12 protein-coding genes and 1 pseudogene are annotated in these 13770 nt (G+C 46.9%); 3 read left to right on the top strand and 10 right to left on the bottom strand.

Annotation, left to right across the window (positions count from 1 at the left end; all coding sequences use genetic code 11):
- Positions 1–15 precede the first annotated feature (15 nt).
- The gene (locus ACFQ88_RS18045) at positions 16–828 is read left to right on the top strand and encodes an AraC family transcriptional regulator (protein WP_239625837.1); all 813 of its coding nucleotides are present in this window, start codon (positions 16–18) and stop codon (positions 826–828) included.
- A 411-nt stretch (positions 829–1239) separates the two neighbouring features.
- Here the strand turns inward: ACFQ88_RS18045 and ACFQ88_RS18040 are convergent, their stop codons facing one another.
- Positions 1240–2007, bottom strand: a complete 768-nt coding sequence (locus ACFQ88_RS18040; RefSeq protein ID WP_379455054.1) for a cyclase family protein — start codon at positions 2005–2007, stop codon at positions 1240–1242.
- 154 nt (positions 2008–2161) lie between these two features.
- Here ACFQ88_RS18040 and ACFQ88_RS18035 point away from each other — a divergent pair, with 154 nt between their 5' ends.
- Complete coding sequence (locus ACFQ88_RS18035) at positions 2162–2488, top strand: hypothetical protein (protein ID WP_379455053.1); 327 nt, start codon at positions 2162–2164, stop codon at positions 2486–2488.
- Between the two features lie 400 nt (positions 2489–2888).
- On the opposite strand, the gene ACFQ88_RS18030 is transcribed toward ACFQ88_RS18035, so the two are convergent.
- The 7 genes and pseudogenes from ACFQ88_RS18030 to ACFQ88_RS18000 all read right to left on the bottom strand — a co-directional run bounded on the left by ACFQ88_RS18030 (position 2889) and on the right by ACFQ88_RS18000 (position 10090).
- Entirely contained in the window at positions 2889–4628 is a 1740-nt protein-coding gene (locus tag ACFQ88_RS18030; protein WP_379455052.1) for an ABC transporter ATP-binding protein, read from the bottom strand.
- A 310-nt stretch (positions 4629–4938) separates the two neighbouring features.
- Positions 4939–5745: a LysM peptidoglycan-binding domain-containing protein gene (locus ACFQ88_RS18025; protein ID WP_379455051.1), complete on the bottom strand. Its 807-nt coding sequence runs from the start codon at positions 5743–5745 to the stop codon at positions 4939–4941.
- A 77-nt stretch (positions 5746–5822) separates the two neighbouring features.
- The gene (locus tag ACFQ88_RS18020) at positions 5823–6800 is read right to left on the bottom strand and encodes an aldo/keto reductase (protein ID WP_239625847.1); all 978 of its coding nucleotides are present in this window, start codon (positions 6798–6800) and stop codon (positions 5823–5825) included.
- 50 nt (positions 6801–6850) lie between these two features.
- On the bottom strand, positions 6851–7795 hold the full coding sequence (locus ACFQ88_RS18015; RefSeq protein WP_379455050.1) for an aldo/keto reductase: 945 nt from the start codon (positions 7793–7795) through the stop codon (positions 6851–6853).
- Between the two features lie 183 nt (positions 7796–7978).
- Positions 7979–8482: pseudogene (locus tag ACFQ88_RS18010) on the bottom strand (DeoR/GlpR family DNA-binding transcription regulator); the annotation flags it as partial.
- Between the two features lie 285 nt (positions 8483–8767).
- A complete protein-coding gene (locus ACFQ88_RS18005; protein ID WP_379455049.1) occupies positions 8768–9586 on the bottom strand; it encodes an aminoglycoside 3'-phosphotransferase in 819 nt (272 codons plus the stop codon).
- A 6-nt stretch (positions 9587–9592) separates the two neighbouring features.
- Positions 9593–10090: a VOC family protein gene (locus ACFQ88_RS18000; protein WP_379455048.1), complete on the bottom strand. Its 498-nt coding sequence runs from the start codon at positions 10088–10090 to the stop codon at positions 9593–9595.
- A 160-nt stretch (positions 10091–10250) separates the two neighbouring features.
- Here ACFQ88_RS18000 and ACFQ88_RS17995 point away from each other — a divergent pair, with 160 nt between their 5' ends.
- Positions 10251–11732, top strand: coding sequence for a hypothetical protein (locus tag ACFQ88_RS17995; RefSeq protein ID WP_379455047.1), 1482 nt, complete (start codon positions 10251–10253; stop codon positions 11730–11732).
- A 73-nt stretch (positions 11733–11805) separates the two neighbouring features.
- Here the strand turns inward: ACFQ88_RS17995 and ACFQ88_RS17990 are convergent, their stop codons facing one another.
- Together ACFQ88_RS17990 and ACFQ88_RS17985 are read right to left on the bottom strand one after the other, a co-directional pair.
- On the bottom strand, positions 11806–12702 hold the full coding sequence (locus ACFQ88_RS17990; protein WP_379455046.1) for a DUF4261 domain-containing protein: 897 nt from the start codon (positions 12700–12702) through the stop codon (positions 11806–11808).
- 49 nt (positions 12703–12751) lie between these two features.
- A complete protein-coding gene (locus ACFQ88_RS17985; RefSeq protein ID WP_379455045.1) occupies positions 12752–13639 on the bottom strand; it encodes a YwqG family protein in 888 nt (295 codons plus the stop codon).
- Between the last annotated feature and the right edge of the window lie 131 nt (positions 13640–13770).

Below are 13770 nucleotides of genomic sequence, written 5' to 3'. Positions count from 1 at the left end.
AGGAGTCGGGACCCCATGGAAGAAGACTTTCAAATCAATTTTGCCAGGGCGGATAATGTGGCTATGCCCCGGCTTCACTATCACAACCACTTTGAAATTTACTATTTATTTGCCGGCGAAAGATATTACTATATTGAAAACCGCACTTACTATGTAAAAAAGGGCTCCATGATTTTTGTTAATAAGAACCATATTCACAAAACGTTGGATGGCGGCAAGCTTCATGAACGCGCGGTCGTTTATTTTAATGACACGTTTCTTGAGCAAAATCATGGGAGAGATTTGGATTTGCTGCTATCCCCTTTTTTGAATTCAAACCGGATCGTAGAATTGAATAATATGGAACAAAATTATGTGGAAAATCTGTTGTTTCAGATGAAAAATGAGTACAATGACCGTAACCGCCAAGGTCGCAGTATATTTTTCCAGTCACTACTTGTTCAATTGCTTCTGCTGACGGCCCGAAAGAATGCAGAGATGGCTGATGTAACCTACGTTCCTATGAATAAAAAGATTTACGAGGCTATCGACTATTGCAACGCCCATTTCATGAAACCGCTTACGATGGAAGGTGTCTCTGCGAACTTTTATATAAGTTCATTTCACTTCAGCCGGTTATTTAAGCGCTACACGGGCTTTAACTTTACCGAATATGTGAACATGCTGAGAATTCGTGAAGCACAGAGATTGCTAAGAGAAACCTCCTGCAAAGTAATCGAAATCGCAGAGCAAGTCGGTTACGTCAATATCACGCATTTCAATCGTAAGTTTAAGGAGATCACTATGATGTCGCCTATGGAATACAAGAAGCTGATCAAATCCAAATAAACGGCTTCAGCTTAACCGGCACTCTTCGAGTGTAATGAATAATAACCCTCCCCTCTACATCCATTTTTGTTCGCTTAATCAAACTTTGCTATTTTTGCACATTCTTCTAAGCCCATGTTATACGCAAACAAGGCTACCGTATCACGGTAGCCCTGTCATGCGATTCCATCCTATACAGCTGTTTATCTGACATCAGTACTCACAAATTCTGTTTCTCTTCAGTGGAGTCGTCCGGCTTGGTGTCTAATCTTTTCAGTATTTTTTGCAAGGTAGAGTTGATATTCAATAAGGCCATGAAAACAAATCCAAGCATAATAAAAGTCACAATCTCTCCAGTGAAGACAGATACGGCTGCTAATAAAACGGCATAGAGGCCATTCAGATATCCATTATTTAAAAATTTCAGGATGATCACTCCGTTCCATCTTCCACGATGGCGACAGGACGAGCCCAGCCGGCACTTGCATTTTCCACTTTAATAGGAAAACAGCAAACCTTAAACCCGAACGGCTTTGGAAGCTTATCCAAATTAGCAAGCTTCTCTATTTGGCAGTATTCACGGTCCTTCCCCACATAATGAGCCGCCCACAGAACACCCGGTCTTGGCTGTGCTTTGTAAGCTTCAGCCTGAAGATTAAGCGGAATATCCCAGCCCCAGCCGTCGGTTCCTACTACCTTAATGCCTTGATCCAGCAGCCATAGTGTAGCTTCTGCAGAAACCCCGGCATGAAGGAAGGCATAATGGTCTTGATACAGCTTCTTGTCTGCATCGCTTCGGATCAAGACAATATCAAAGGGCTTCAGCGTATACTGAATCCGGTCAAGCTCGGCAATCAGATCATCCTTGCTTATTTCATAGCCCGGAGGCTTCATGCTGAAATCAAGCACGACACCGTCGGAATAAAACCATTCGAGCGGCAGCTCGTCGATCGTTCTGGCTTGCTTTCCTTCCGAAGTCGGCCAGTAGTGCCAAGGCGCATCGATATGCGTTCCGGCATGCGTATTCAGCGTCACCGTTTCCGTAGCCCATGCCTTACCCTCCGGGAAATCTTCCGGCTTAAGACCAAGCACCGCTGCGGCTTGCAGCGCCCCATCCTCATGTGTAGCATATTCGATCTTTGCAGGAAGCGGCTCGCGGATTCGCGGGCTGACCGGCACACTTAAGTCAATAAACTTCATCTAAGCTATCCCTCCTCTACTTTTCCGATTCCCATTTTACCATTCATTGGACTTTCGCTGCTAATTCATTCTGCATGAAGAATAATGAACCCTAGACTAGGCATCCGCATATTGTGAAAAGAAATCATTTTGGAACCTTACGGAGGTTATGATAATGAGTATGCAATACCCGGCAATGCAGCAGCAAGTTCTATATCAAGCCGATCCAAACGTTGCAACCACCTTAAGATCGGTTCGAGATCGCATGCATCATATTTTCAGTACACATGTAAATAGGCTAGTTCGAGTTCAAACCTTGGACGGGAATACCTACGAAGGCGTCATTGTTCATACAGACAAGAATCATGTTTACCTAAGGGCTTCCCAAACCCCGGGACATCGCGGTTTTTTTGGACCTGGTCCGTTCTTTGGCGGCCCAAGCGATGAGGCTATCCTTACCTTGGTGCTCTTCGAGCTGCTTGTCATTGTCTTGCTGGCGTAAGGTCAGCAAGAACGAACCGGTGTTTATCCACTATAATTATGATCTTAAGGAGTGATTATCCATGGCCTATTTGCTACCATCAGGATCACCCGCCGAAGCGCTGCCTCCTCCTCCCGATTTCATACCTCCGTTTACAGGCGAATCATACCTCATAGATTGCTTGTATAATTATACTTATGTATGGTTATGGAACGGAGAAAGCTTCTGGTATTATCCAACCAGTGTTGAGTACGGAGAAGTGTCAGGCTATCGCTGGAGCGGATCGTTCTGGTATTACTACGGGATTGATCCTCGATTCATACGTGCTGTTTCCTGTCCGCCAATTCCTACACTGTACTAAGAGCAGTTGGTAATTTTAGTTAAATCGAACAGGCGCCTGCCGTAAGGCAAGCGCTTTTGTTCATTTGCATCCTCCGTAAGACAGTGCTATCGAATCGGATTCATTTCGCAGCTCTTTATGCCATAATTCTTGAAAGTAGGCGCTGTTCCGGATTAAATAATCGAAGTCACCGTCACCGACGATCTCCCCGTCTTTTACCAGCAGTATCTTATCCACCTCTTGGATGAATTGAAGCCTATGCGCGACTATGATAAGCGTCTTGCCGCTAAACATGGTCAAGATGCCGTCCATGATCCCCTTCTCCGTAATGTTATCCAAGGCTGAGACCGGTTCATCAAGCATAACCACATTCCTTTGCTGTGCAATGATTCGGCCGAAGGCCAACCGCTGCCTCTCGCCTCCGGAGAGCTTCATTCCTCTCTCACCGACGGTAGTATTCAGTCCATCAGGAAAGCTCAACACTTTTTCCTTCAAATGAACCAGATCCAGAATTTCATATACACGTTCGTCCGGAACCTCGTTATCAAAGACAATATTTTCCCGTAACGTCGTGTCAAAGATAGGCGCTTCTTGGGAAATATACGATACATGATCGTATAGACTGTTCAGCTTAAGCTCATCCATTTCAATGCCATCCCACGTAATGCTGCCGGCTTTCTTCTTCAACAGCCCCAGCATTAATTTGACTATCGTCGATTTACCGCTTCCGCTCAGCCCGACAATGGCGACGGAGCTCCCCTGCTTAATGGAAAAAGTAATTCCGCTTAGCAATTTGGAATCCCCATAATCAAAAGCTACATTTCTAAACTCGATGCTTCCTTTAAGCGCCTTCACTTCTCTTCCTGCTTCAAGGTTATGGTCTTCCCGGGCATTTACAAACTCCTCGAGCCGGGTGTAGGTTACCCGATTCAGCTTGTATTCCACGTAAAGCACATTAAAAATGGCGACAGGAGTGTACACTTGATCAATAAACAGGATTAGCGCGATAATGACGCCTATGGAGGACTCACCCGACATAATCTGCCGGATCCCATAAATTAAAACGACAACCTTAATCATATGGACTAACAGCGCGAATATGGCAAAAAACGATTCATGGATCATTTTAATCTGCGTACTTTTCATGACGATATCACCCGCAGTATTGTGAAGCCGCTTGATTTCCTTCTCATACCTCTTGTTGATCCTGAAGACAACTAGCTCCATGAATCCGCGGATAGCGAATTTGCCCATTTGCTCTTGACTTGTAAGCAGCGAGGATTTGATCCGGTACAGCCATCGGAGAAGGATATGATTGATAAAGAAGATCACTACGTAACCGGCTGCAATGACCAGCATGATGTTCCTGTTATACAGGCTTATGAACACTAAGCTAAAGACGAGGGTCGGGAGCAGCTCATGAAATATTCTCAAGTAAAACGAATGAATGATACTCGTTCCGGCCGATGCGCCGTTTTCGATGATTTTAATCATTTCACCTGTGCCTATACGCTGGTAGGTGGAATAATCCATCCTGGACACTTTGACGAGTGCCATGATCTTTACCTTTTCCGCTATGCTATTGGATAAATACGTATCGGGATAATTCGTCAAATAATGGAGTGCCGCAGCCCCTGCCAGTAAAGCGCCGTATAGCATGACAAGGGAAGCAACCTCATTCAAATCGTTGGCTGCAGGCACTTTATCTACAATCTCTTGAAATAATTTAATTCCATAAGTGGTGCAAAATTGCGCCAAAAATCCCATCACAACATATAAAAATATCATCCGTTTATATAGGAAAAAGCATTGTTTTAACATGGTAATCCTGCCTCCAAAGAGATAATAAAAAAGCCAAGGATTACGCCAGTTATGGCTAAACAGAACCAATGGGAAGTCCCACTAATCCTTGCTCAGACAAACCAGTGTCCTTGGCTTTATCGAGATGAATGCCGAACGACACCGTTCAAAGGTATAGCTTTCGTATGCTCAACAGGGCAGAGAACCCCCTTGATAGCCGGTACGCGTTGTACCCCGGCCCGAAAACTAGTTACTTCGAACGATTCGGATTGGCATCCATTTCACCTCATTTTGAAGGATATTCCAATTGTATCTGTATTAGATGCAACAATCAATAGAAAATGATGGGCACCTCCACCAAATCCTGAATGCTGCCGTCTTTAGCACTGCGAGTGTAAACCATCAATATCCCTGTTTGAGTGGAGGGAGATTGATCGAAGGTGAGCTGCACATCGAATAATCCGAAAGCCGGAGCGCCTTGTGAAGCCGTCGCCGCACGTTCATGAGTGACGATACGCTCCATCGCGTCGCGAATTTGGTAATTTATCGTCGCTTCGAAGGCACGGGCACTTCCCGTCAAATGCTGTCCGGATGCAACCCTCGTTCCGGGGTACGGCTGGTACACTACAATATTCGCCGAAGACGGCAGCGGGATGACCAAGCGGAACCCGGGATAAATGACATCGGGCGACAGTCCCGTACGGTTTCGGTTCGCTTGCAGCAGCTCGTTCATCGAAACTCCAAATCGTCGGGAAATCCGGTACAGTGTATCTCCCTGCACTACCTCGTAAACGAATGAGGCAACATTTAGCAATTGAGCTACTCGGATAATATCCTGCTGCTGAATGTCGTTGAGTCCGGCCAACATATCAACACTTAACGAGAAGCGTCCGGCGATCGAATACAGCGTATCTCCGGGCTGAACCTGATACAAGACAGAGCTCTGTTCTGCCATTCCCGGCAATCTCGCGAGCAGTACTTGACCGGGAAAAATTCGATTGGGATCTGCGACGGGCGGATACAGCGCATTGCTCTGTATTAGCGCCTGAACATTGGTACCCAATTGATTGGCGATCGAAGACAAGGTGTCCCCCTGGTGAACGGTATACAGCAAATGGGTGCCTGGTGAGATTGGCATGGAAATGCAGCTCCTCTACAGGTAGGTATATCCCCATGATATGCCGCAATCGTCCACTAACATGATAGATATTCCAATTACTTTCTGTTTCGGCTGATTTGGTCTACCGCCTTCAGCTCTTCCACCGTCAATCGCTCAGGCAAATGCTGCAATGCGTCGACGATTTGTTCCGGCCGGGATACCCCCATAATCGCTGAGGTAATAACCGGATTGCTCAGCACCCAAGCAAGGGCGAATTGAGCCAATGTCCAGCCTCGTTCGTCAGCCAGCTTCTGAAGGCTGGATATGATATCGAATGTACCTTCCTCTTCCATAAGCAGCTGCAGCCGCTTCTCTCCTTGTTCTCCGCGCGAGCCTTCTGGGGGCTTTTCGCCCGGACGGTACTTCCCTGTTAGCAACCCGCGTCCTAGCGGACTGTAGACAATTACGCCGACTTTTTCACTTGCACAAAAAGGAAGCAGCTCATTCTCGATTTCACGGGCCAATATGCTGTACTGCGGCTGCACGCTTTCAAAGCGGCGAAGCTTGTTCTGCGCACTTACCCCATGGGCCTTGGCGATTTGCCACGCAGCATAGTTGGAACAGCCGATGTACCGGACTTTCCCTTGGTGGACCAGATCGTTCAACGCATCAAGCGTTTCTTCCAGCGGTGTATTCTCGTCAAAGCGATGGACCTGATACAGGTCGATATGATCGGTCTGTAATCGGCGCAAAGAGCTCTCTACTGCCTTCATGATATGATACCGGCTTTGACCGCCGTCGTTGATGTCCGTCCCTACTCTGCCATGGACTTTGGTAGCGAGGATAATGCGATCCCGCTTCCCCTTCAACCATTCCCCGATAATAGCCTCGGATTCCCCGGATTGGGTTGGATCGCCGTTGTCCATCCCACGACCGTACACATCTGCCGTATCGAATAAAGTCATGCCCTGCTCCAATGCCATATCCATAACCCTAAAGGATTGGTCCTTATCGATCCATCTTCCGAAGGCCATGCATCCCAAGCTGACCTCCGGCACCTTCAAGCCTGTGTTGCCAAGCACCCGGTATTGCATCTACTCTCACCTCTTCACGAGAATCATATTTGCTCTATGCGATTGGTTTCTTAAACCGGTTTCGTTTCTTTCCACGCGGACGGGTGATCCTCACTTACCAAATCAAGATCCGCCGCAGCGGCATTGGCTATGACCTGCTCAGGGCTTTTGCAGCCGGGAATTACGCTGGTAACAGCCTGATGCTTAAGACACCATGCGAGCGCCCATGTGGCCATATTGACGCCGGCCGGCAGCTCGTGATTCTGAATTTCCAGAACCTTTTGCAGTTTGATGGCCGTTTGCTCTTTGTCATGCCTCGAACGGACGTCATTGTCCGCAAATTCAGCGCCGGGCTTATATTTGCCGGATAAGTATCCGCTAGCCAGAGGGACGCGGGCAAGAACGCCGAGGTCCTGACGCTCACAAGAAGGGAATACCCGGTTTTCCGGCGTTTGATCAAGACGGTTATAGACAACTTGAATCGCTTTGGCATTCACTTTGGAGGCCGCATCCGTTTGGTGCAGATTATCGTTGCTGCCGATGGAAATACCGAGATTTCTAATTTTACCGGCTTGAACTTGCTTGTCCAGCATCGTCCACAGATCATCGTTATCGAATACTTCATCCGGGCCTGAATGGAATTGATATAAGTCAATATAATCGGTTTTCAAAGAGTTGAGCGATGCTTCCAGCTGAAGAAGCACCTCTTCAGCCGACCAATAATTCTTAGCTGCATTGTTCCGGTCCGCATGGTTATGCCCGAACTTCGTAGCAAGCACCCAATTCGCTCTGCTGTTTCTGCGGGCTATATAATCGCCGATAAAGCTTTCCGAGAGATGATGACCGTAGCACTCCGCCGTATCGATAAGATTAATGCCGACCTCGGAAGCCTTATCCAGAATGGCATCCACTTCATCCTGCGTAAAATCCTTACCCCAAGCTCCGCCAAACTGCCATGTGCCTACTCCAACTACGGAAACTTTCATCTCTGTTTTTCCCAGTCTGCGATATTTCATTAGTGGCATTCTCCTTCGTATCGAGGTTTGGATGACTCTATTTCATTATACGGGTGTACTGCAGGCCCAACAAGAAATGAAAAAAAGGTACGCTAGTTTCCAAAACGTAACCGATAGCTGCTCCAAGCGAAACTCGTACTCTATACATTCCTTGCTGCTAGAGGCTCTCTGTTGGAGACAAAATCAAATCTCGTCGGATTCATCCCTCGCTTCGGTCTTGCAAATAATCAGGCGGCGAATCGCATCCCGCAGGCTGTCACGAAGATCGGGCGGAGTATCTTCGTCCGTTACAAGCGTATGAATCCGGTTCAGCTCCATACCATATAGAAAGCCGCTGCGGTTCACTTTAGACGAGTCCGCCAGAAGAATCAGATGGTTGCTTTGCTCCACAAGCATCTGCGCGATCTGCAGCGGCTCCCATTTGGAATAATAGATGCCTTCCGGACCGAATCCCATACAGGAGAAAATCGCTTTGTCAAAGCGATATTGACGGAGCTCACAGTGTAATTTATATCCGAATGTCATGCCGTCCTCATCCACTTCTCCCCCGACCATATAGACCTTGATCTTCCCTTTTTTCTGGATCAGGTTTAATGTGACCAATGAGGAATTCGTAACGATAGTAAGGTTCTTATCAACAGGTATATATCTGGAGAGCACGAGCCCCGACGTATTTCCGTCGATGAAGACCTGTCGCCCTCCTCCAGAAGAAGCACCGCTTCACGCGCGATAGCTTCCTTCCGCTCCAAGTTAAGCTGCATTCTGTCATAAAACGGCATATCCCAAGTGGTTTGCTCTCTTTTGACGGCACCGCCATTATTATTACCGTTGTTTATACAATACAGCATGTTTTATGTAAAATCGGTCACAGTTAGTGGAAGAACAGTAATCCTTACGCTGGTTGTTAGATTTTAGATGACAATAAAAAAAGCCGGCTTAGAGCCGGCACCGTTACGTATTCAATTCAACTAGCTATTGTGGCAGTGAATAATAATCCATTCCTCTATAGCCATTAAAGGCAGATAGGAGTCCGCAAAGACGAAGCCTCTCATGATCGATCCATTGTTTTCCATAGGATTGAAGGAATGTTTCGGCATAGCTGCCGCATTTTAAATTAAATTCCAGTGACCAAAGACCCCAAAAAATATCATAATGGCGATCGCCTACACCAGCATACCCCACATCAACAAATCCGCTTAATCGAAAATCATGCAAAATGACATTCGGCAAGCAATAATCGCCATGGATGATTGTATTATCTTCACAGGCATTATTGAATAAAGAAACCAATTCCGCGTAAGCGGCTTCAATATTCGTATAGCCCACATATTGAAGAAGACTGCTTTCCACTCTACCCTTGCGATAATTTCCCTCTGCGCGCATAACCATTTGCTCAAGATCGTTACTAATCGGACAGTCCGAATACCGGACATGATGGAAATGGGCAAGACTTTCGGCAAATACTCTGACTAACCGATCCGGCTGTGCAAGATACTCATCACTTGTTGCATCGCTGCCTGTAACTCGCTCTGTAAGTAAATAATCCTTTGAATCATCGGAAATGTAGAGTATTACTGTTGGACAGATCCCATATCGATGCAAATATTCCGTCATCAGGACCTCATTTTGTAAATGTCCCTTAGGCGTAATCTTCAGATAATAATGGTAGTCATTCTTTTCAATGAGATATACCGATGCCCTGACTTTGTTCTTAATGACTGTCACTGCCGCTTCTCTTGCATAGGTTTGTACCTCTATAGGTAAGGAGTCGTAAAACGCCGTTGTAGCCATCCATCGCTACCTCGTACCATACCATGGAACATCCGGCGGGTCTTGAATGAAGCCCAGCATATTCCCCCAAGGATCATAAAACTTCAAAAATCTCCAGTGCCCTTTAGGATCCTCCTTAGCGGGAACAAATTTGACGATTCTGGCTCCTTCTTCCAGCAGCTTCTCATGAATGGAGTCAATTTGAAACGTTTTAAACATAATAACAGGCATTTCTTCCTCATTCTTCATGAAATTGGCTTTTGATGTGACATCGTTTGTTTTCCATAGCATGATGTTCCCTCGGCCCACACCGGCAAACCATGCATCCGCTTCCAATTTAGGCGGCTTACCCTCGACGCCAAGAATCTTTTTATACCACTCAGCTGCTTCAAGGAGATTGCCTGCTATGGGTATTTGTACGTGATCGATCGAAAAAATCGGTTTCTCCAAAGCTGCAGCAAGTACTTGTTCTGTTTGTTCCGTTGACATATTGCCACCCTCCAAACATGGTTGATGATTGCTCATTAATAATAACGTACATATGTTCCTTTGTAAATATTTTCCTTTGCTGCGATCCGGTAAGTAATCCTGCCGAATTCATACGGCCAACCAGTTCTTCCTTCCATAAATAACGCAACTTTTTCTTCTGTCCGGTGTCTAATGGATTGGAAAGGAGTGGTAATTGTTGCCAAAATCTAATGCATTCATGCAGCCCTATTGGATTATGATGACAACGTTTATTGCTGTTTTGATCATGTCCATTGTTTACAATACAGAAGCACAAGCAGACGGGAGTTGGAGCGAACAGCAAGGCAAGCTGACCTTGCTGGCCGATACTCCTTTTTATGATGAAAAGACCGAAGACAACAAGCCTGCTTCCGTTATATCGGCGTTTCAATCCGTTCAAGTAGTTACACCAAGCGAGGGGCAGTTGCTCTCAATGAATCCCTCCGATAAGGAGTGGTATCTCGTAAAAACCTGGCAAGGCTACAAATGGATACGAAACGGGCCTTCCGTCGTAAAACAGGAGTATCATCCCGTCTTATTTGAAGTTACTTTTAACGAGATAGAAGACCTTTACAATTTCCCGGCAGAGGATCAAACCAACGGAGGAAAGCTCTCTCCACAGAGAGTAACGGCTATCGGCCAGCTTTTTACTTGCAATAAGGTACAATCGGATCCCGCCCAAGCAGCTACAAATCATTGCCGAACGTGGTACCGCATACAAACCTACCTGGGGGACAAATGGATTTCCCCGACTCTAGCAGCTGAGCATTACGAGAGTAAGAATGCCGTTGCGGCTTTTACTTCCTCAGCTTCGATTCTTCAGAACAAACTCAGTTCCAGCATACGTGATCTTGAGCCTATACTTGCCAGGGCCTCATTGGAGCCCGTTTCATTTCATACCGAAAACGGGATCGCCCGACTTGAAGTACGCAAGCTTTACCGGCACCGCGAGGAATTGAACGATCAAGAAACGGAAGCGCTGAAGAACGAAATATTCAAAGAGCTCGGGGACTCTTTCCCCCTTTCAATTACAACGTATGCCATTGCTGACAAGGCGGATCTAAGAGGAAACATTGTCTCGATTGATGCAGCGGGAAACCGTGTGCTGGTAGTTAATTACGATAAAAGGACCGGATTAGAAAATTCTTCTCCTAAGGCTAGCTGGATTCGGCTTGTCGCCGATACGAGCGTCCACAGAACCGGGCATGATTCGCAGCTCGGCTTGCATGATCTTAAGACGGGTCAGACCGTAGAAGTTTGGACTGCGAAGTTTGCATTGTTAACTTATCCAGGACAGACAACCGGTTACGAGATCGCTATTGTTGATGAAGCAAAGCCTGGCGAAGAAGGGATCCCCTTGGGCACCATACTGGATGTTGACTTAGCCCGCATCGATACAATAGATTTGGAATTTAAAGAAGGAAAGCCACTCGTTATTCATGATCCTAGTATCATCCAAGCCATCGCCGAAAGAATGCAGCGTATCCGTTTGCTAGCAGCAGATCTATATCCGTTATCGGACAATCAGCCGTACATCATGACGCTGCATCAAGCCGATAAGAAAGCCGTCTATAACGCGCATCTTGTCCTTCGGCAGCTTCCTTACAGCCCCAACTCTCTAACCGCCGATCTGGATAACTACATACTAAAGCTGAGATAAGGCTCATGCAGCACAAAAAAGGAACAGCGGAATCATCCGTTGTTCCTTTTATATAGCATCCTGCCTATACTTCTTATCCTTGTTTTCCCGCGTAATTAGACTCACCCGGATCGATATCGATCACAACGCGGCGCGGAGCCGCCAATGCGTATTGATGCTCGCAGCGCCAACGCATATCTTCTGTAAATCCGACGGTCTCGCCATCAGCGATCACATCCCCTTGTCGGAACAAATAGTAAGCGATATCCGTTAATGGTCCGGCCATCTCGTTAGGCTCAAGATCATAGAAATGACACTGGACGTCCGGTATGCCGAGTGCCGCGAGCCCGATGGAATCCATTAAGCCTTCCCGCCGGCCGCTTCCCGTTCCTTCGACATTATAGAAACGGACGTTCATGGCACCATACAGGATAGCCCCTTCATCGATTTGAGCCAAATACTCTTTAGGCTCGACCAGCTTATCGCTCTCCCGAAAATAGATTGCATCGCACGGAGCTGCCTCCAGAACCGCCCGAAGCGCGCCGGTGAACAACTGCAATCTGGATTGCGGCTCAAGCCCTGAAGCCATCATGTCGACTAACAGCAGCGAATGGCCGCACTCATTCAATGTCTCCTCCGCTTCCTGCCAATGCCAGGCTTGCTGAATTGCCGTACCATACTCACTAGCCTGACGATGCTCGATGTTCATTAAGCTGGTTTGTGCGGGCATTTCTCCTTCCGCATAGGTTACCATATAATTCAAATGAAAGAAGTGCAGCAGATTATCCTGATCCGCGTCATTGGACTCCCATACCGCAAGTCCCGCTTCATCAACTTGCCGCTCTTCCTGCTTCCCTAGTTTCCCTGTGTACAGCTCCATCTTTTGATACAAGGCATTCCGATCGAGCTGCGGCTGCTGCCTATATTTCAATTCGACGGCATACACTCTTGCAAAGCCGAAATCTTTTTCTTCCTGAAGCAATTCCTCCATGTCTCTCCAAGCTCCTCATCTGCTCTTATCCTAATCCGCCTGCTCACGCTCAGCTTGAGTAAAGCGAGCAATATGTGCGGTCAAACCGTCCTGCCAGCAAATCCTCCTTGCGAATGAAAAATTGTAGTACCCCGGCATCCCACCAGCAAAACCCTATCTCCTGATCCGATTCCAGCTCCAGAAGCATCAGTGTATCTTGAATTTCTTGTTTGGCTTTAGTCTCATCTCCGGCAAAATGAGCTGTGAGATGTTTCAGCGCCTCGGTTTTGCTATAGCTGTAGTTGGCGCCTGTCAATAGCATCAGGGCCGCCTCGTATTCACTATCGTCATGTTGACCCATAGGATAACCGAATAATCGGGCAACCTCACCTTTTCCGGCTCCGCTGATTGCAAAGCTCAAATCCTCGTACTCTTCGTAGCCCACCGTCTCATTCTCGATCTGTTCATAATCGACATAAGCATAGTTAGGCGGTTCAAGTGAAGGACTGGCGATAACCCTGAATCCGTTATACGAACCCTCCAAGGCCGTCACTTCCGGTGAAATCCGCCGCTCGGCAGAACCGAGCTGATCCTCAGGCACAACTAACACACGGTGTTCGATATTGTAAGCCGGCTCGTCTATTCCTACAAAAAAATAGAGCATTCCGTTAGCCGGAAGCGGCGATGATTCGTCATAATCGGTTACTTCTCTCAAATGGAGTTGAGCAAGAAATGTCATAGGGATGCCGTCGCTTGTCATCGGCCACTTCACTTGGCTCGGTAAATCAGGGTCTCCACCGACTCTGGACTCGCAAGAGCTAACATAGTCTGCAGCGCCAGCTTTCGTTAACCGGATGGTGGACCGGGTATTCTCGATGATATATCGGGAGGCATGGGCGAATCCGTGCTCCACAATTAAGCTCTCCAGTTGGATTCTCTGATGTTCATTCCAATTCACTGTTAACCTCCCACACGTTTCAATATCTTTATTTTAAAAGATTCTTCCATCTGCTTCCATAATCCCTTGTACCTAGGTCAAAGCAACCAATTGGACTAGGCTGGGTATGCAATGCAATACCATGGGCATGG

The organism is Paenibacillus sp. NPDC056579 (genome assembly GCF_042793215.1).
Lineage (GTDB): Bacteria > Bacillota > Bacilli > Paenibacillales > NBRC-103111 > Paenibacillus_S.
Note: the sequence above shows the minus strand (reverse complement) of the source record. Positions and strands in the feature narration are given on the sequence as shown.

Excerpts from the sequence above, each read along its gene's own strand:
- ACFQ88_RS18045 (WP_239625837.1), top strand. The coding sequence starts at position 16 with ATGGAAGAAGACTTTCAAATCAATTTTGCCAGGGCGGATAATGTGGCT.
- ACFQ88_RS18040 (WP_379455054.1), bottom strand. The coding sequence starts at position 2,007 with ATGAAGTTTATTGACTTAAGTGTGCCGGTCAGCCCGCGAATCCGCGAG.
- ACFQ88_RS18035 (WP_379455053.1), top strand. The coding sequence starts at position 2,162 with ATGAGTATGCAATACCCGGCAATGCAGCAGCAAGTTCTATATCAAGCC.
- ACFQ88_RS18030 (WP_379455052.1), bottom strand. The coding sequence starts at position 4,628 with ATGTTAAAACAATGCTTTTTCCTATATAAACGGATGATATTTTTATAT.
- ACFQ88_RS18025 (WP_379455051.1), bottom strand. The coding sequence starts at position 5,745 with ATGCCAATCTCACCAGGCACCCATTTGCTGTATACCGTTCACCAGGGG.
- ACFQ88_RS18020 (WP_239625847.1), bottom strand. The coding sequence starts at position 6,800 with ATGCAATACCGGGTGCTTGGCAACACAGGCTTGAAGGTGCCGGAGGTC.
- ACFQ88_RS18015 (WP_379455050.1), bottom strand. The coding sequence starts at position 7,795 with ATGAAATATCGCAGACTGGGAAAAACAGAGATGAAAGTTTCCGTAGTT.
- ACFQ88_RS18005 (WP_379455049.1), bottom strand. The coding sequence starts at position 9,586 with ATGGCTACAACGGCGTTTTACGACTCCTTACCTATAGAGGTACAAACC.
- ACFQ88_RS18000 (WP_379455048.1), bottom strand. The coding sequence starts at position 10,090 with ATGAGCAATCATCAACCATGTTTGGAGGGTGGCAATATGTCAACGGAA.
- ACFQ88_RS17990 (WP_379455046.1), bottom strand. The coding sequence starts at position 12,702 with ATGGAGGAATTGCTTCAGGAAGAAAAAGATTTCGGCTTTGCAAGAGTG.